We start from the raw sequence: 15,713 nt of genomic DNA on the forward strand, positions 1-15,713 counted from the left end.
ATGTCATCGAAGAACCGTCTGGATCCGATTCCGCAGCCGCCAACCAAGCCGGTGGTCGGCAACATGCTGTCGCTGGACTCGGGCGCTCCCGTGCAGCATTTGACCCGACTTGCCAAGGAGCTGGGCCCGATCTTCTGGCTCGACATGATGGGCTCGCCGATCGTCGTCGTGTCCGGCCATGATCTCGTCGACGAGCTCTCCGATGAGAAGCGCTTCGACAAGACGGTGCGCGGTGCATTGCGGCGCGTGCGCGCGGTAGGGGGTGACGGCCTGTTCACGGCGGATACCAAGGAGCCGAACTGGAGCAAGGCGCACAATATTCTGCTGCAGCCCTTCGGCAATCGCGCCATGCAGTCCTATCATTCGAGCATGGTCGACATCGCCGAGCAGCTCGTCCAGAAATGGGAGCGTCTGAACGCCGACGACGAGATCGACGTCGTCCATGACATGACCGCGCTGACGCTCGACACCATCGGCCTCTGTGGCTTCGACTACCGCTTCAACTCGTTCTACCGGCGCGACTACCATCCCTTCGTCGAGTCGCTGGTTCGCTCGCTCGAAACCATCATGATGACGCGCGGCCTGCCGTTCGAGCAGCTCTGGATGCAGAAGCGGCGGAAGACGCTCGGCGAAGACGTCGCTTTCATGAACAAGATGGTCGACGAGATCATCGCCGAGCGCCGCAAGAGCGCGGAGGGCATTGACGACAAGAAGGACATGCTCGCCGCGATGATGACCGGCGTCGACCGCTCGACCGGCGAGCAGCTCGACGATGTCAACATTCGCTACCAGATCAACACGTTCCTGATCGCAGGTCACGAGACCACCAGCGGCCTCTTGTCCTACACGCTCTATGCGTTGCTGAAGCATCCGGACATTCTCAAGAAGGCCTATGACGAGGTCGACCGCGTCTTCGGCCCCCACGTCAACGCCAAGCCGACCTATCAGCAGGTGACGCAGCTTACGTACATCACGCAGATCCTGAAGGAGGCGCTGCGGCTGTGGCCACCGGCGCCGGCCTACGGTATCTCGCCGCTGAACGACGAGGCCATCGGCGGCGGCAAGTACAAGCTTAGGAAGGGCACGTTCGTCACGATCCTGGTGACCGCGCTGCATCGCGACCCCAGCGTCTGGGGACCCAAGCCCGATGCCTTCGATCCCGAGAATTTCAGCAAGGAAGCCGAGGCCAAGCGGCCGATCAATGCCTGGAAGCCGTTCGGCAACGGCCAGCGCGCCTGCATCGGACGCGGCTTCGCCATGCACGAGGCGGCGCTGGCGCTCGGCATGATCCTGCAGCGCTTCAGGCTGATCGACCATCAGCGCTATCAGATGCACCTGAAGGAAACGCTGACGATCAAGCCGGAAGGCTTCAAGATCAAGGTGCGTCCGCGTGCGGATCGCGAGCGTGGCGCCTATGGCGGCCCGGTCGCGGCTGCGGCTTCCGTGCCAAAGGCACCACGCCAGCCGACGACACGGCCAGGCCATAACACGCCGATGCTGGTGCTCTACGGCTCCAATCTCGGCACGGCTGAGGAGCTCGCGACGCGCATGGCCGATCTTGCCGAGATCAACGGCTTTGCCGTGCATCTCGGGCCGCTCGACGAGTATGTCGGGAAGCTGCCGCAGCAGGGCGGCGTGCTGATCATCTGCGCATCCTACAACGGCGCTCCGCCCGACAATGCGACGCAATTCGTCAAATGGCTCGGCGAGGATTTGCCGAAGGATGTCTTTGCCGGTGTGCGCTACGCCGTGTTCGGCTGCGGCAACAGCGACTGGGCCGCAACCTATCAATCGGTGCCGCGCTTCATTGACGAGCAGCTGTCCAAGCATGGCGCACGCGCGGTCTATCCGCGCGGCGAGGGCGATGCGCGCAGCGATCTCGACGGCCAGTTTCAGAAATGGTTCCCGGCGGCTGCCCAGGTCGCGACCAAGGAATTCGGCATCGACTGGAATTTCACCCGCACTGCGGAGGATGATCCGCTCTACGCGATCGAGCCTGTCGCGGTGACCGCCGTCAACACCATTGTCGCCCAGGGCGGCGCGGTCGCGATGAAGGTGCTTATCAATGACGAGCTTCAGAACAAGTCCGGTGCAAATCCGTCGGAGCGATCGACGCGCCATATCGAGGTGCAGCTGCCGGCCAACATCAGCTATCGGGTTGGCGATCACCTAAGCGTCGTTCCGCGCAACGATCCGACGCTGGTGGACTCCGTTGCCCGCCGCTTCGGCTTCCTGCCGGCCGACCAGATCAGGCTTCAGGTGGCTGAGGGCCGCCGCGCGCAATTGCCGGTTGGCAGTGCTGTGTCGGTCGGACGCCTGCTCAGCGAGTTTGTCGAGTTGCAGCAGGTGGCGACGCGGAAGCAGATCCAGACCATGGCGGAGCACACCCGCTGTCCGGTCACCAAGCCGGAGCTGCTGGCCTTTGTCGGCGAGGAGGCTGAAACGCTCGAGCGCTACCGGACTGAGATCCTGGGCAAGCGCAAATCGGTGTTCGACCTGCTGCTTGAATATCCGGCTTGCGAGTTGCCGTTCCACGTCTATCTGGAAATGCTCTCGCTGCTGGCGCCGCGCTATTACTCGATCTCGTCCTCGCCGTCGGTCGATCCTGCGCGTTGCAGTGTCACCGTCGGGGTGGTCGAAGGACCTGCGGCCTCTGGGCGCGGTACGTACAAGGGCATCTGCTCGAACTATCTCGCCAACCGGCGTGCGGGCGACACGGTCTACGCCACCGTGCGCGAGACCAAGGCCGGTTTCCGGCTTCCCGACGATCCGTCCGTGCCGATCATCATGATCGGTCCGGGCACAGGGCTCGCGCCGTTCCGCGGCTTCCTCCAGGAGCGCGCCGCGCGCAAGGCCAAGGGCGCCAGCCTCGGACCGTCCATGTTGTTTTTCGGCTGCCGCCATCCGGACCAGGACTTCCTCTACGCGGATGAGCTCAAGGCACTTGCTGCGAGCGGCATCACCGAGCTGTTCACCGCGTTCTCGCGGGCGGACGGACCGAAGACCTATGTGCAGCACGTCCTCGCCGCGCAGAAAGACAAGGTCTGGCCGTTGATCGAGCAGGGCGCAATCATCTATGTCTGCGGAGACGGCAGCAGGATGGAGCCCGACGTGAAGGCGGCGCTGGTTGCGATCTACCGCGAGAGGAGCGGCAGCGATGCGGCCGCGGGCGCCCGCTGGATTGAGGAGATGGGTACGAAGAACCGCTACGTGCTGGACGTCTGGGCCGGCGGGTGACCGCCAGCCCAATCGTGCTAAACGTCTCCCATGATTCCCTGGGAAAAAATCGACACCGCCAAAATCCCCGGCTCGGACGAGGAGCTCCGCCTGATGCGGCGGGGCAAGGAGTTTTCGATCAAACTCGGCACCAATGAGCTGATGAACAACCGCCTGTCGGGCTCCGAGGCCGCCCTCGCAACGCTCGCAGCGAAGCAGATCGAGAAGGTGGCAACGCCCGTCGTCCTGATCGGCGGCCTCGGTATGGGCTTTACGCTGCGCGCGGCGCTGGCCGCGCTTGGAGCCAAGGCGAAGATCGTGGTCTCCGAGCTGGTGCCGGCGGTTGTGGCGTGGGCGCGCGGTCCGATGGCGGAGGTCTTCGGCGACAGTCTCGATGATGCCAGGGTGAGCATCCGCGAAATCGATGTTGGCCAAATCATCCAAGCGAAGAGCTCGGCCTTCGACGCCATTCTCCTCGACGTCGATAACGGACCGGAGGGGCTGACGCGGAAAGGCAACGATGCACTGTACAGTGCGAGCGGATTGACGGCCGCAAAGGCGGCGCTGCGGCCCGGCGGTGTGCTCGCCGTCTGGTCATCGGGACCCAACCCCGCTTTCACCAAACGTCTTGGCCGCGCCGGCTTCGACGTCAACGAGATCAATGTGCGCGCCACCGGCAAAGGCGGCGGGGCGCGCCACGTGATCTGGATCGCGAAGAAGGGTTAAGCCGCTTTGGCCGCGGCGCCATGCGCGTGCTTGTCGATCGCGCCGATGATCTCCGGCCAGAACCGCATCGGCAGCGCGTGGCCCATGCCCTCGATCATCAACAGCTTTGCGCCCGGAATTGACTCCGCCGTGTCCTTGCCGCCCTCGGGGCGCACCAGCGGATCGACGGAGCCATGGATCACCAGCGTCGGCGTCTTCACGCCATGCAGCCGTTCCTTGCGGCTGCCGGAGGCCAGCACGGCGCGGAGTTGCCGGCCGACGCCGGCGGGATTGAGCCCGCGGGCGAAGACGCGTTCGGCACGACCTGGATCGAGCGCTTCTTCCTCGGGAAAGGAGCCGGCCCGCAATATCTTCCACGTCTCGGCGAAGCGCGTGATGAACTCTTCCTTGCTGCGCGGGGGCGGCGCCATCAGCATCGCGGCAGCCTCCCGCGTCGGCGGCGGCACGCGCGGATTGCCCGTCGTCGACATGATCGAAGTCAACGAGCGCACGCGCTGGGGAAACGACAACGTCACCTCCTGCGCGATCATGCCGCCCATGGACGCTCCGACCAGATGCGCAGACTTGATCCCGAGCGCATCCATCAGGCCGACCGTGTCCTTGGCCATGTCGATCAGCTTGTAAGGAGCGGCCACGGGAATCCTGAGGAAGCGCAGCTTCATCAATTCGAGCGGCGTCAGCCGCTTGCCCCCCGTGAGATGGCTCGATTTCCCGATGTCGCGATTGTCGAAGCGGATCACGCGAAAGCCGCGCGCGGCGAGCTGCTCGCAGAAGCCATCGTCCCAGTGGATCATCTGCGCGCCGAGCCCCATGATCAGCAGAAGCGGCTCGGCATTGTCGTTGCCGAAAATCTCGTAGCAGATGTCGATGCCGTTGGCGCGAACGGTCTGCGGCGGCTGATGGGCGGAAGCGTTCACCGGATTGTTCCCCTGTGGCAGGCCGGAATTGTATCGCATGGTTTGCCGCTGCAAAGAAGCCGTACGACATCAGCCTGTCGCTTAGCCGTTGACCGGCCCGTCGCAACGGTGTGGTATGGCGGCAAAAGAGGGGCGCAAGAAGCCCTCGTGACCTGGAGGACGCCGATGACCGACAAGATCACCGACCCTGTCGCCCTGTGGCAGAAGATGGTCGGCGAGATGGAGAAAGGCTTCAACTCCTTTGCCACCAAGGCGATGGAGACGCCTGAATTCTCGCAGGCCATGAATCGGGCCGGCGGTGCTGCTGCGGGCGCTCAGAAGCAGTTCGGCGATCTCATGGAGAAATATCTTCTCTCGATGAACCTGCCGAGCCGCGAGCAGATGACCGGCATCGCCGAGCGGCTGCAAGCCATCGAGGGTCAGATCGGCGAGATCAAGTCGATGCTGAGCCAGATGTCGGCGGCGTCGGGCGGATCGCAGGCCGATGCCGCACCGCGGCCGCCGCGTACCAAACGTCCGCCATCCGAAGGCGGAGGGCCGAAATGAACGCGCCGACGGGACTTGATTTCGCTAGCATCCCGGAGCGCATCCAGGCCGAGGTGCAGCGCGCCATCCAGCGCAGCATCAAGGGCGTCGAATATTTCTCGACCTCGGGTCCGACGCTCGGATCGACCCCGAAGGACGTACTGCATTCGCGCGGCACGATGAGCCTCTATCACTACCGGCCGATGTCGGACGAGATCTACCGCGTGCCGGTGCTGATCGTGATGGCGACCACCAATCGCGGCTACATCCTCGACCTCGTGCCCGGCCAGAGTTTCATCGAGTTCCTGTTGAAGCGCGGCTACGACGTCTACATGCTGGACTGGAGCGCGCCGCGGCCGGAGGAGCGAAGCCTGCGGATGGAGGATTATGTCCTCGACTTCATTCCGGATTGCGTCCGCCGCGTGCAGGCCGATTCCGGCGAGCAGGACGTCTCCGTCATCGGCTATTGTTTCGGCGGCGTGTTGTCGCTGCTGTACGGCTCGATCTTTCCGGACGGGCCGATGAAGAATTTGATCTGCTTCACCACGCCGATCGACTTCCGCGAGATGAAGCTGTTCTCCAATTTCTCCGACCGCCGCTATTTCGACGTCGACCGCCTCGTCGACAGCGTCGGCAACGTGCCGCCGGAGATGATCCTGTCGTCGTTCGAGATGCTGCGTCCGGCCTCGCGCGCGGCGAGCCAGATCCAGCTCTGGGAAAACATCTGGAACGACGAGTTCGTGAAGTCGTACCGGATGTTCGACCGCTGGGCGACCGACACGCTGCCGCTGGCGGGCGAATATTTCCGCGCCATCACCAAGGACCTGATGTGGGACAACAAGCTCTACAACGACACAATGTCGGTCGGCGGGCGACCAGCGAAGCTCGCGAACATCAAGGTGCCGATCCTGCACGCCGTCGCCGAGCACGATCACATCGTGCCCTATGACGCGGCCAAACATCTGATCGCGAAGATCGGCTCGGCGGACAAGGAAGAGGTGATGCTGAAAGGCGGTCACGTCTCGCTGGTCGCCGGCGCCAACGCCATCAAGCGGCTATGGCCGAAACTGGATTCCTGGCTGGGGACACGATCGACATGAGTGAGCAGCGTACCTATCCGCGCCACGTCAAGACCGACGCCGGCGATATCGAGATCCGCCTGATGTCGGCCGCCGATGAAGCCGCCGTGCTTGCCTTCGGCAAAGGCCTGCCGACCCATGACCTGCTGTTCCTGCCGCGCAACATCAGCGAGCCGAAGGTGCTGTCGGCCTGGGTCAAGGAGATCGAGCGCGGCGCCATTCAGAGCCTGCTCGCGGTCAGGGGTGGCACGGTCGTCGGTTGCGGCACCCTGGTGCGCGACCCGCATTCCTGGTCGCCCCATGTCGGCGAGATCCGCATGGTGGTGTCGCAGGACGTGCGCGGGAAGGGGGTGGGGAAGGCGCTGTCGCAGGAGACCTTCGCGCTCGCGCTCGGGGCGGGGCTGGAGAAGCTCTCGGTCCAGATGACGGTCGACCAGCAGGCGGCGATCGCGCTGTTCGAGAGCCTCGGCTTCAAGGCTGAGGCGCTGCTCCGGGACCATGTCCGGGACGTCGACGGCAAGACCCACGACATCGTCGTGCTCGGTCACAACATCGCGCAGGTCCAGGCCCAGATGGAGGCCTATGGGCTGCCAGGCGCCGTCCAGCACTAAAAGCGCCGTCCAGCACTAAAAGCGCCACCCGCCGGCCAAAACCGCAAAACAACCCCATGCACAGTAGGCGGCGGGAGGCAGGGAGGCATCAGAATGCCTCCCGATAAGGCTGATCACGAATTCGTGATATCGCATTGCAACATGAATATTGCATCGCACAATTAGCGATGCCATATATCCAGTGCCCCGGGCCATCGAGGACGGGGTGAGCCCATAGCTCAACCTAATGAGGATGGAGAGAACCCCCATGACCATCGAAACCAACACCGCTTTCGAGGGCTTCAAAGACGCTTTCAAGAACATCCAGAATCTGGAAGTTCCCGAGGCTGCCCGCGAATTCGTCAAGAAGACCGCCAACACGGCCAAGGACCGTGCTGCCGAGGTGTTCGCTGGCTCCGAGCGCGTGACCGCCGCCGTCGAGAACGCGGTGACCGAGTCCGTCACTGAAGCCGGCAAGATCAGCCGCAACATCCAACAGGCGATCTACGAGGACGCCGAGGCGTTCTTCTCGGGTATCGACAAGCTGGCGTCCGCCAAGTCGTTCAGCGAAGCCGTCGAGATCCAGTCGAGCCTGCTCCGCTCCCGCGGCGAAGCGTTCGTCTCGCGCACCAAGGCGACCGCCGACTATCTCGGCAAGCTCGCCGCCAACGGTGCGAAGTCCGCTCAGGACAACTTTGCCAAGGTCTATAGCAAGACCGCCTGATTGTGTGGTTGAGTTTGTTGCGTTGAGTTGAAACTGTGTTTTGAGGCCCGCTTCGGCGGGCCTTTTGTTTTGCGCTGGCGTCATTGCGAGCCAACGGGTCCGCGCTAAGCGCGGCCCGATGACAGGCTCCGCGAAGCAATCCAGAGTCTTTCCGCGGCGGCAGACTGGATTGCTTCGCTTCGCTCGCAATGACGAGTACTGTGATGCGGTGATGACTCGCCCCACTACCTTCTCCTTCGACAGCCCAGGCGATGCCGAGCGCGCGGCCGAACTGCGCCGTGTCAAAGCGCTGGCGACGCTGGTGCTGGCTTCGACATTGGCGCTGTTCATTGTGGCGAAGTGGCTCTTGCCGGTGCATCCCGTATTCGGCTTCATCGCCGCTTTTGCGGAGGCCGCGACCATCGGCGGCCTTGCCGACTGGTATGCTGTGGTGGCGCTGTTCAAGCGGCCACTCGGCCTGCCGATCCCGCACACGGCCATTATACAGAGTAACCAGGCCCGCATCGCCGACAAGCTCGGCGAGTTCATCCAGGTCCATTTCCTCGAGGCCGGTCCCGTCGAGGCCAAGCTGAAGGAGATCGATTTCGGCTCCTTCGTCGCCGACTGGCTGCGCGACCGCAAGCGCAGCGATGACCTCGCGCGCTTTGCGCTGCGGCTGCTGCCGGAGGCGGTGTCCGCGACCGAAAGCTCCGGCCTGATGACCTTCATCATCCGCCGCATGTCCTCGCAGATCCAGGCGATCGACCTCGCGCCGCTCGCGGCAGGCACGCTGCGCGGCTTCGTCGCGGAAGGACGGCACCAGATCCTGTTCGACGATCTCCTGCGCGTGATGCACGAGACGCTGAACCAGAAGGAAACGATGGCGATGATCCGCGAGAAGGTGCGCGCGGAACTGCCTACCCTGCTCAAGCTCTATCGCGCCGACAAGTTTCTCGTGAACAAGATCGTCTCCTCCGCCACCGCGTTCTTCAACGAGGTGCGCAGCGATCCCAAGCATCCGTTTCGCGGCGAGTTCGACCGCATGGTGCTCGGCTTCGTCGATCGGCTCGGCACCGACCAGGCCTATATCGACCGCATCGACGGCCTGAAGCGCGATTTCCTGGCGCGGCCCGAGCTTGCCGATCTCGCCCGCACCGTCTGGGCCAACACGCGCTCCTTCATCGAGCGCAGCGCAGCCGGCGAGACCCAGGTGCTGCAGCATCATCTCGCCGGCATGTTCGTCTCGGCGGGCGAAGCGCTCGCCGGCGATGCCGAGCTGCGCGGCGAGATCAACCAGGGCCTGGTGACGGTGCTGCGCAGCTTCATCGCCGACCAGAAGAGCGGCGTCTCGATCTTCATCTCCGATCAGGTCAAGGCGTGGGACATGGCGCAGCTGATTTCGCTGATCGAAATCAACATCGGCCGCGATCTGCAATACATCCGTTTCAACGGCTCGTTGATCGGCGGGCTCGCGGGTCTTGCGCTCTACTCCGTGGAATTCCTGCTTCGATTGTTGTGACTTTTGCGTCACGCCTGACAGCATTAACACGCGGGCCTATTGTCGCCCGGCGTCCCTCCCGCTTGAATATCGGGAACCGGCCGCCTAGCTGATTCATGTTGCGCTGCGGAACGATCAAGAAGCTGGCGTATTGGAATTCGTGCCCGTTGCCGCTTGCGGCCGGCGGGCTGTTCAGGAATTCTTCCCAAGGGGATCCATTGATGACCGCTACCGCCCAGACGCTGCGTCCGCCGTCCCGTACTCTGATGTTTCTGGAAGGGCGCGCGATTCACGAGTTCGGCGCGTTCCTCGGCGCGTTGCCGCTGCTGAGCCTTGCGCCGCGCGGCGACGGGCATCCGGTGCTGGTGCTGCCGGGCCTGGTGGCCTCCGACGAGTCCACGCGCGCGCTGCGCACCTTTCTTGCCAGCAAGGGCTACGCGGTGAGCGGCTGGCGCCAGGGCCGCAATTACGGCCTGCGCGAGGGCGTGCAGGATGCAATGGTCGATCTGGTTCAGGAGCTCAACGACGCGCACGGCCGCAAGATCAGCCTGGTCGGCTGGAGCTTAGGTGGCCTCTACGCGCGCCAGCTCGCCAAGATGATGCCCGAACGTGTGCGCCAGGTGATCACGCTCGGCAGCCCCTTCGCCGGCAATCCCCGATCGACCAATGCCTGGCGCGTCTATGAATGGGCCAGCGGCCGCCGCGCCGACGAGGTCGACCCGCGCTTCGGCGGCGACCTCGCCGCGCCGCCGCCGGTCCCGACCACCGCCATCTTCAGCCGCACCGACGGCGTCTGCGCCTGGCAGGGCTGCATGGAGAAGACGGGCGCGCAGACCGAGAGCATCGAGGTCGAGAGCAGCCATTGCGGCATGGGCCACCATCCCGCCGTCGTCTATGCGGTGGCCGACCGCCTTGCACAGAAGGAAGGCCAGTGGCGTCCGTTTGATCGCAGCGGCTGGCGCAGCGTGGTGTATCCAGATCCGCACAGGTGAACTCTTTCTTCGCCTTTCCCCGCCTGCGGGGAGAGGCCGGAATTTGCGAACAGCAAATTCCGGGCGAGGGGGACCCTCCACGAGTCCAACTCTCACCGACTCTGTGGAGACTCCCCCTCATCCCGACCTTCTCCCCGCAAGCGGGGAGAAGGAGAAGAGTTGCTCCCCTCCATTGTCGCGCCCGCACCAAACGCGCTAAGCCTGCCGCATGGCGCATCCGCTTTCTCGCATCATCGACCAGCTCAAGCGTGAGCCGTCACGCACGGGCTCCATCGTCATTACCATGTTTGGCGATGCCATCGTGCCGCGCGGCGGTTCGGTGTGGCTCGGCACGCTGCTGGCGTTCTTCCAGGGGCTCGATATCGATGGCAGCGTGGTGCGCACGGCGATGTCGCGGCTTGCCGCCGACGGCTGGCTGACGCGCGAGAAGGTCGGCCGCAACAGCTTCTATCGCCTCGCCGAGAAGGGCCGCGAGACGTTCGAAGCCGCGACGCGCCACATCTACGATCCGCCGCCATCGGACTGGACCGGCCGCTTCGAGCTGCTGCTGATCGGCAATGGTGAAGACCGCGACGCCTCGCGCGAGGCGCTGCGAAATGCCGGCTTCGGCAGTCCGTTGCCGGGCGTGTGGGTCGCGCCGTCGGGCGTGCCGGTGCCTGAGGAGGCCGCGGGCGCGATCCGCCTCGAGGTGTCGGCGGAGGATGACAGCGGCCGTCGCCTGCTCAGCGCGAGCTGGCCGCTGGACCGCACCGCGGACGCCTATCTGAAATTCATGAAGACATTCGAGCCACTGCGCGCCGCACTCGCGCGCGGCACGGATTTGTCCGAGGCCGACGCCTTCACGGCACGTATCCTGCTGATCCACTATTACCGCCGTGTCGTGCTGCGCGACCCGCTACTGCCTGAAAGCCTGTTGCCGGCGGATTGGCCGGGCAGGGCTGCTCGCGCGCTCTGCAGCGAGATCTATCGCGCGCTGCTTGTCCCGTCAGAACAATGGCTTGATGGCCATGGAACGAACGAAAAGGGGCCGCTGCCGCCGGCGCGGAAGCTGCTGGAGAGGCGCTTCGGCGCTTGATCTTTATGTTACAGAAATATCTTGCATGAAGTAGTTTATGTTATATATTGCCTCCCAACAAAGCGGGAGGACGCGCATGTATACCCAGGCGCTGAACACGGCCGAGACCGACGATCGCGGTCTTGAGGATGCGGCCAAGGCTGCGCAGTTCCAGGCCCGCATCGATGCCGAGGAGCGTATCGAGCCGAACGACTGGATGCCGGCGGCCTATCGCAAGACGCTCACCCGCCAGATCTCCCAGCACGCCCATTCCGAAATCGTCGGCATGCTGCCCGAAGGCAACTGGATCACCCGGGCGCCGACGTTGCGCCGCAAGGCCGCGCTGCTCGCCAAGGTGCAGGACGAGTGCGGCCACGGGCTCTATCTCTACGCTGCGGCCGAGACGCTCGGCTCCTCGCGCGAGGAGCTGGTCGACGCCATGCTCGCCGGGAAAGCAAAATATTCCTCGATCTTCAATTATCCGACGCTGACCTGGGCCGACATCGGCACCATCGGCTGGCTGGTCGACGGCGCCGCGATCATGAATCAGATTCCGCTGTGCCGCTGCTCCTACGGCCCCTATGCGCGCGCGATGATCCGCGTCTGCAAGGAGGAGTCGTTCCACCAGCGCCAGGGCTACGAGATCATGCTGACGCTGTGCCGCGGCTCGGACGAGCAGAAGGCGATGGCGCAGGATGCGCTGGACCGCTGGTGGTGGCCGGTGCTGATGATGTTCGGCCCGCCCGATGCGACCAGCCAGCACAGCGACACTTCGACGAAGTGGAAGATCAAGCGCTTCTCCAACGACGAGCTGCGCCAGAAGTTCGTCGATGCCACCGTGCCGCAGGCGCAATATCTCGGCCTCACCATTCCCGATCCCGGCATGACCCAGGACGCCGAAGGTCACTGGCGCTACAGCGAGATCGACTGGACCGAGTTCAAGCAGGTGCTGGCCGGCAACGGCCCGTGCAACCGCGACCGCATGGCCGCGCGCCGCAAGGCACATGATGAGGGCGCCTGGGTGCGCGAAGCGGCTGCCGCCTATGCCGCCAAGCGCGCCCAGCGTCAGACCGCGCAAGCCGCGGAATAGGGAGATCAATATGGCCACGCCGAACACGCCGCTGTGGGAAGTCTTCATTCGCAGCCGCAACGGGCTTGCGCACAAGCATGTCGGCTCGCTGCATGCGAGCGACGCCACCATGGCGCTGCAAGCCGCCCGAGATATCTACACCCGCCGCGGCGAGGGCCTGTCGATCTGGGTCGTGCCGTCGACCGCGATCACCGCGAGCGACCCCGCCGAGAAGGGCATGATGTTCGAGCCGGCCGAATCGAAGATCTACCGGCATCCGACTTTCTACGAAGTGCCCGAGGAAGTGGGGCATATGTGATGGGGGCGATGTGATGTCTTCCGCCAACATCCAGGTCTCCGAAACGCCGTTGGTGCTCTACGCGCTGCGGCGCGCCGACGATGCGCTGATCCTCGGCCACCGGCTGTCGGAATGGTGCGGGCATGCGCCGATGCTGGAAGAGGACATGGCGCTCTCCAACATCGCGCTCGACCTGATCGGCCAGGCCCGCGAGCTCTACACCTATGCCGCCAAGGTCGAGGGCAGGGACAACGACGAGGACAAGCTCGCCTATCTGCGGGATGTCAGGCGGTACCGCAATCTGCTGCTGGTTGAGCAGCCCAACGGCGACTTCGCCCAGACCCTGGTGCGGCAGTTCTTCTATTCCGCCTTCGCTGACCTCTATTGGCGCGCGATGATGGCTTCGCGCGATGCGACGCTCGCGGCTGTCGCCGCGAAGTCGGAAAAGGAAAGCGCCTATCATCTGCGCCACGCCTCCGAATGGATCGTCCGGCTCGGCGATGGCACGGACGAAAGTCACGCACGCGCGCAAGCCGCGATCGATCACCTCTGGGCCTTCACCGGCGAGATGTTCGCCGTCGACGACGGCGAACGCGCGCTGATCCACGCCGGAACCGCGATCGATCCCGGCACCCTGCGCGGCCACTGGCTGACGACGCTGTCCGACGTCGTCAGCGAGGCAACGCTTATACTGCCGCAGAACGACTGGATGCAGCAGGGCGGCCGCTCCGGCCGGCACAGCGAGCATCTCGGCCACCTCCTGTCCGAGCTGCAATCGATGCAGCGAACCTTCCCGGGGCAGACATGGTGACGGTGCTCGAGCGTGACCGTGAATTGCGTCAGCGCGCCTGGGACGCTGCGGCGAGCGTGGTCGATCCCGAAATTCCGGTGTTGACGATTGCCGATCTCGGCGTGCTGCGCGATGTCTCTCTCGATGGCGATCATGTCGAGGTCGCGATCACCCCGACCTATTCGGGTTGCCCGGCCATGAACATGATCGCGCTGGAAATCGAGATCGCGCTGGAGCGCGCCGGCTTCCATCGCCCGACGGTGCGCACGGTGCTGTCGCCGGCCTGGACCACGGACTGGATGAGCGAGGAGGGGCGCAAGAAGCTGCGCGCCTACGGCATCGCGCCACCGCAAGCTTCAAATTCGCGCCGCGCGCTGTTCGGCGCGCAGACGGTGGCATGCCCGCAATGCGGCTCGGACAAGACCGAGCTGCTGTCCGAATTCGGCTCGACCTCCTGCAAGGCGCTCTGGCGCTGCAAGGCCTGCCGCGAACCCTTCGATTATTTCAAGTGTCATTGAGAGACGTGCGATGCCAATCCGATCGTCATTGCGAGGAGCCCTTGCGACGAAGCAATCCAGATTGCTTCCGCGGAAAGATTCTGGATTGCTTCGCTTTGCTCGCAATGACGACGGAGAGACCGAACGAGGACGCCTGTAATGTCCGCCGCCGCACCGCGCTTTCACCGCCTGGCCGTCAACGACCTCCGCCGCGAGGCGTCGGACGCCGTTTCGATGACCTTCGCCATCCCGCGCGAGCTCGCCGACGACTATGCTTTCAGCCCCGGCCAGTATCTCACGCTGCGCACCACGCTGGACGGCGAGGAGGTGCGCCGCTCCTATTCGATCTGTTCCGGCCCAGACGATGGCGAGATCCGCATTGCCGTGAAGAAGGTGGACGGCGGTGCGTTTTCGAGCTGGGCCGCGGAGGAGCTGAAGCGCGGCGACGAGCTCGACGTGATGACGCCGACCGGGCGCTTTGGTGTGATCCCTCCGGCCGAGGCCGGACGCATCCATGTCGGCTTTGCCGCGGGCTCCGGCATCACGCCGATCCTGTCGATCGTCAAGGGCGTGCTGGCGCGCGAGCCGGACAGCCGCTTCTTCCTGTTCTACGGCAACCGCACGACCGACAACATCATGTTCCTGGAGGCGCTCGAGGAGCTAAAGGACCGTTTCATCGATCGCCTCTCGATCTTCCATGTCATCTCCGGTGAGGAGCAGGACATCCCGATCCTGCATGGCCGGCTTGACGGCGACAAGGTGCGGGTGCTGCTGCGCTCGCTGGTGCCGGCGGAGAGCGTCGACCACGTCTTTATCTGCGGTCCCCTGGGCATGAGCGAGGAGATCGAGGCGACCTGCCGCGATCTCGGCATCGCGGAGGAGCGCATCCATGTCGAGCGTTTCGTCTCGGAGTTCGGCGGCAAGCCGCGGCCGAAGCAAGTCGTAGTTTCAGATGCGCCGCCGAAGGCGGTCGCATCGCTGATCATCGACGGCAAGCGCCGCGACGTGCCGGTCGCCGAGAACGAGGCCATCCTCGATGCCGCGCTGCGCGCCGGCATCGATCTGCCCTTTGCCTGCAAGGGCGGCATGTGCTCGACCTGCCGCGCCAAGCTGGTCGAGGGCGAGGCGGCCATGGACATCAATTATTCACTGGAGCCCTGGGAGCTGAAGGCCGGGTTTGTTCTCACCTGTCAGGCCAAGCCATCGTCGGAGCGCGTGGTGGTCGACTACGACCACGTTTGACAGTCTTGGCCATCAGGCAGAACATCATGAGCAAGCATTTCACCGGGAGAAGCGCGTGAACGTCAAAGCCGCCCTGTCGCCTGAGGATATCGCCCGTGCCTGTGCCGATGCGATGTGGGCCGAGGACGATGCCTCCAAGGGCCTCGGCATGGAGATCGTCGAGATCGGCCCGGGCTTCGCGACGCTGGCCATGATTGTGCGTCCGGACATGGTCAACGGCCAGCGCATCGCCCATGGCGGCTTCATCTTCACGCTCGCCGATTCCGCCTTCGCCTTTGCCTGCAACTCGCACAATGAGCGCGTCGTCGCGGCGCAGGGGCAGATCACCTTTCTCAAGCCCGGCCGGCTCGGCGACCGCCTCGTTGCGACGGCGCGCGAGGTGAGCCGCGGCGGCCGCTCCGGCATCTATGATGTGCGTGTCACCGCCGGCGACACCGTCATTGCTGAATTCCGTGGGCATTCGCGTGTCGTTCCGGGCACGTGGCTGCCCACGCAAGATCAATAAAGAGAAGAGCAC

The 15,713-nt window shown here is 64.4% G+C and carries 16 protein-coding genes; 15 read left to right on the top strand and 1 reads right to left on the bottom strand.

Annotation, left to right across the window (positions count from 1 at the left end; translation table 11 throughout):
• Both HYH07_RS01700 and HYH07_RS01705 read left to right on the top strand, forming a co-directional pair.
• Nucleotides 1-3,237 (top strand): bifunctional cytochrome P450/NADPH--P450 reductase, encoded by a 3,237-nt coding sequence (locus HYH07_RS01700; protein ID WP_220000813.1) that lies wholly within the window; start codon nt 1-3, stop codon nt 3,235-3,237.
• 30 nt (nt 3,238-3,267) lie between these two features.
• Nucleotides 3,268-3,942 carry a spermidine synthase gene (locus HYH07_RS01705; RefSeq protein ID WP_220000814.1) on the top strand — a complete coding sequence of 225 codons (675 nt, stop codon included), beginning with the start codon at nt 3,268-3,270 and terminating at the stop codon, nt 3,940-3,942.
• Here HYH07_RS01705 and HYH07_RS01710 read toward each other — a convergent pair.
• The gene (locus tag HYH07_RS01710) at nt 3,939-4,898 is read right to left on the bottom strand and encodes an alpha/beta fold hydrolase (RefSeq protein ID WP_220000815.1); all 960 of its coding nucleotides are present in this window, start codon (nt 4,896-4,898) and stop codon (nt 3,939-3,941) included. The genes HYH07_RS01705 and HYH07_RS01710 overlap by 4 nt on opposite strands.
• Nucleotides 4,899-5,024: 126 nt before the next feature.
• On the opposite strand from HYH07_RS01710, the gene HYH07_RS01715 reads away from it, so the two are divergent.
• The 13 genes from HYH07_RS01715 (at nt 5,025) to paaI (ending at nt 15,701) form a co-directional block, all read left to right on the top strand.
• Nucleotides 5,025-5,405 (top strand): hypothetical protein, encoded by a 381-nt coding sequence (locus HYH07_RS01715; protein WP_220000816.1) that lies wholly within the window; start codon nt 5,025-5,027, stop codon nt 5,403-5,405.
• Entirely contained in the window at nt 5,402-6,484 is a 1,083-nt protein-coding gene (locus HYH07_RS01720) for an alpha/beta hydrolase (RefSeq protein WP_220000817.1), read from the top strand. The genes HYH07_RS01715 and HYH07_RS01720 overlap by 4 nt, the downstream gene beginning before the upstream one ends.
• On the top strand, nt 6,481-7,074 hold the full coding sequence (locus tag HYH07_RS01725; protein WP_057753211.1) for a GNAT family N-acetyltransferase: 594 nt from the start codon (nt 6,481-6,483) through the stop codon (nt 7,072-7,074). Before HYH07_RS01720 ends, HYH07_RS01725 begins: the two co-directional genes overlap by 4 nt.
• A 247-nt stretch (nt 7,075-7,321) precedes the next feature.
• Nucleotides 7,322-7,777 carry a phasin gene (locus HYH07_RS01730; protein ID WP_220000818.1) on the top strand — a complete coding sequence of 152 codons (456 nt, stop codon included), beginning with the start codon at nt 7,322-7,324 and terminating at the stop codon, nt 7,775-7,777.
• Between the two features lie 211 nt (nt 7,778-7,988).
• The gene (locus HYH07_RS01735; protein ID WP_220000819.1) at nt 7,989-9,275 is read left to right on the top strand and encodes a DUF445 domain-containing protein; all 1,287 of its coding nucleotides are present in this window, start codon (nt 7,989-7,991) and stop codon (nt 9,273-9,275) included.
• Nucleotides 9,276-9,475: 200 nt separating this feature from the next.
• Nucleotides 9,476-10,246: a triacylglycerol lipase gene (locus tag HYH07_RS01740; RefSeq protein ID WP_220000820.1), complete on the top strand. Its 771-nt coding sequence runs from the start codon at nt 9,476-9,478 to the stop codon at nt 10,244-10,246.
• A 208-nt stretch (nt 10,247-10,454) separates the two neighbouring features.
• Complete coding sequence (gene paaX, locus HYH07_RS01745) at nt 10,455-11,321, top strand: phenylacetic acid degradation operon negative regulatory protein PaaX (RefSeq protein WP_220000821.1); 867 nt, start codon at nt 10,455-10,457, stop codon at nt 11,319-11,321.
• A gap of 76 nt (nt 11,322-11,397) precedes the next feature.
• Nucleotides 11,398-12,390, top strand: a complete 993-nt coding sequence (gene paaA / locus HYH07_RS01750) for a 1,2-phenylacetyl-CoA epoxidase subunit PaaA (RefSeq protein WP_220000822.1) — start codon at nt 11,398-11,400, stop codon at nt 12,388-12,390.
• Nucleotides 12,391-12,400: 10 nt separating this feature from the next.
• Complete coding sequence (gene paaB / locus HYH07_RS01755; protein WP_008136594.1) at nt 12,401-12,688, top strand: 1,2-phenylacetyl-CoA epoxidase subunit PaaB; 288 nt, start codon at nt 12,401-12,403, stop codon at nt 12,686-12,688.
• A gap of 52 nt (nt 12,689-12,740) precedes the next feature.
• Complete coding sequence (gene paaC, locus HYH07_RS01760) at nt 12,741-13,478, top strand: 1,2-phenylacetyl-CoA epoxidase subunit PaaC (RefSeq protein ID WP_409363872.1); 738 nt, start codon at nt 12,741-12,743, stop codon at nt 13,476-13,478.
• Complete coding sequence (gene paaD, locus HYH07_RS01765; RefSeq protein WP_220000824.1) at nt 13,472-13,975, top strand: 1,2-phenylacetyl-CoA epoxidase subunit PaaD; 504 nt, start codon at nt 13,472-13,474, stop codon at nt 13,973-13,975. The genes paaC and paaD overlap by 7 nt, the downstream gene beginning before the upstream one ends.
• A 138-nt stretch (nt 13,976-14,113) precedes the next feature.
• Entirely contained in the window at nt 14,114-15,196 is a 1,083-nt protein-coding gene (gene paaE / locus HYH07_RS01770) for a 1,2-phenylacetyl-CoA epoxidase subunit PaaE (RefSeq protein ID WP_220000825.1), read from the top strand.
• Nucleotides 15,197-15,251: 55 nt separating this feature from the next.
• Complete coding sequence (gene paaI / locus HYH07_RS01775) at nt 15,252-15,701, top strand: hydroxyphenylacetyl-CoA thioesterase PaaI (RefSeq protein ID WP_220000826.1); 450 nt, start codon at nt 15,252-15,254, stop codon at nt 15,699-15,701.
• Nucleotides 15,702-15,713: the final 12 nt, after the last annotated feature.

The sequence above is a fragment of the Bradyrhizobium sp. BR 10261 genome, from assembly GCF_019455395.1.
In the GTDB taxonomy this organism is placed as follows: Bacteria; Pseudomonadota; Alphaproteobacteria; order Rhizobiales; family Xanthobacteraceae; genus Bradyrhizobium; species Bradyrhizobium manausense.

Bases quoted from the DNA above. Each gene is read 5' to 3' on its own strand.
- paaX (WP_220000821.1), top strand. From the start codon at position 10,455: ATGGCGCATCCGCTTTCTCGCATCATCGACCAGCTCAAGCGTGAGCCG.
- HYH07_RS01705 (WP_220000814.1), top strand. From the start codon at position 3,268: ATGATTCCCTGGGAAAAAATCGACACCGCCAAAATCCCCGGCTCGGAC.
- HYH07_RS01740 (WP_220000820.1), top strand. From the start codon at position 9,476: ATGACCGCTACCGCCCAGACGCTGCGTCCGCCGTCCCGTACTCTGATG.
- HYH07_RS01710 (WP_220000815.1), bottom strand. From the start codon at position 4,898: ATGCGATACAATTCCGGCCTGCCACAGGGGAACAATCCGGTGAACGCT.
- HYH07_RS01715 (WP_220000816.1), top strand. From the start codon at position 5,025: ATGACCGACAAGATCACCGACCCTGTCGCCCTGTGGCAGAAGATGGTC.
- HYH07_RS01725 (WP_057753211.1), top strand. From the start codon at position 6,481: ATGAGTGAGCAGCGTACCTATCCGCGCCACGTCAAGACCGACGCCGGC.
- HYH07_RS01730 (WP_220000818.1), top strand. From the start codon at position 7,322: ATGACCATCGAAACCAACACCGCTTTCGAGGGCTTCAAAGACGCTTTC.
- HYH07_RS01720 (WP_220000817.1), top strand. From the start codon at position 5,402: ATGAACGCGCCGACGGGACTTGATTTCGCTAGCATCCCGGAGCGCATC.
- paaE (WP_220000825.1), top strand. From the start codon at position 14,114: ATGTCCGCCGCCGCACCGCGCTTTCACCGCCTGGCCGTCAACGACCTC.
- paaA (WP_220000822.1), top strand. From the start codon at position 11,398: ATGTATACCCAGGCGCTGAACACGGCCGAGACCGACGATCGCGGTCTT.
- paaB (WP_008136594.1), top strand. From the start codon at position 12,401: ATGGCCACGCCGAACACGCCGCTGTGGGAAGTCTTCATTCGCAGCCGC.
- HYH07_RS01735 (WP_220000819.1), top strand. From the start codon at position 7,989: ATGACTCGCCCCACTACCTTCTCCTTCGACAGCCCAGGCGATGCCGAG.
- HYH07_RS01700 (WP_220000813.1), top strand. From the start codon at position 1: ATGTCATCGAAGAACCGTCTGGATCCGATTCCGCAGCCGCCAACCAAG.
- paaD (WP_220000824.1), top strand. From the start codon at position 13,472: ATGGTGACGGTGCTCGAGCGTGACCGTGAATTGCGTCAGCGCGCCTGG.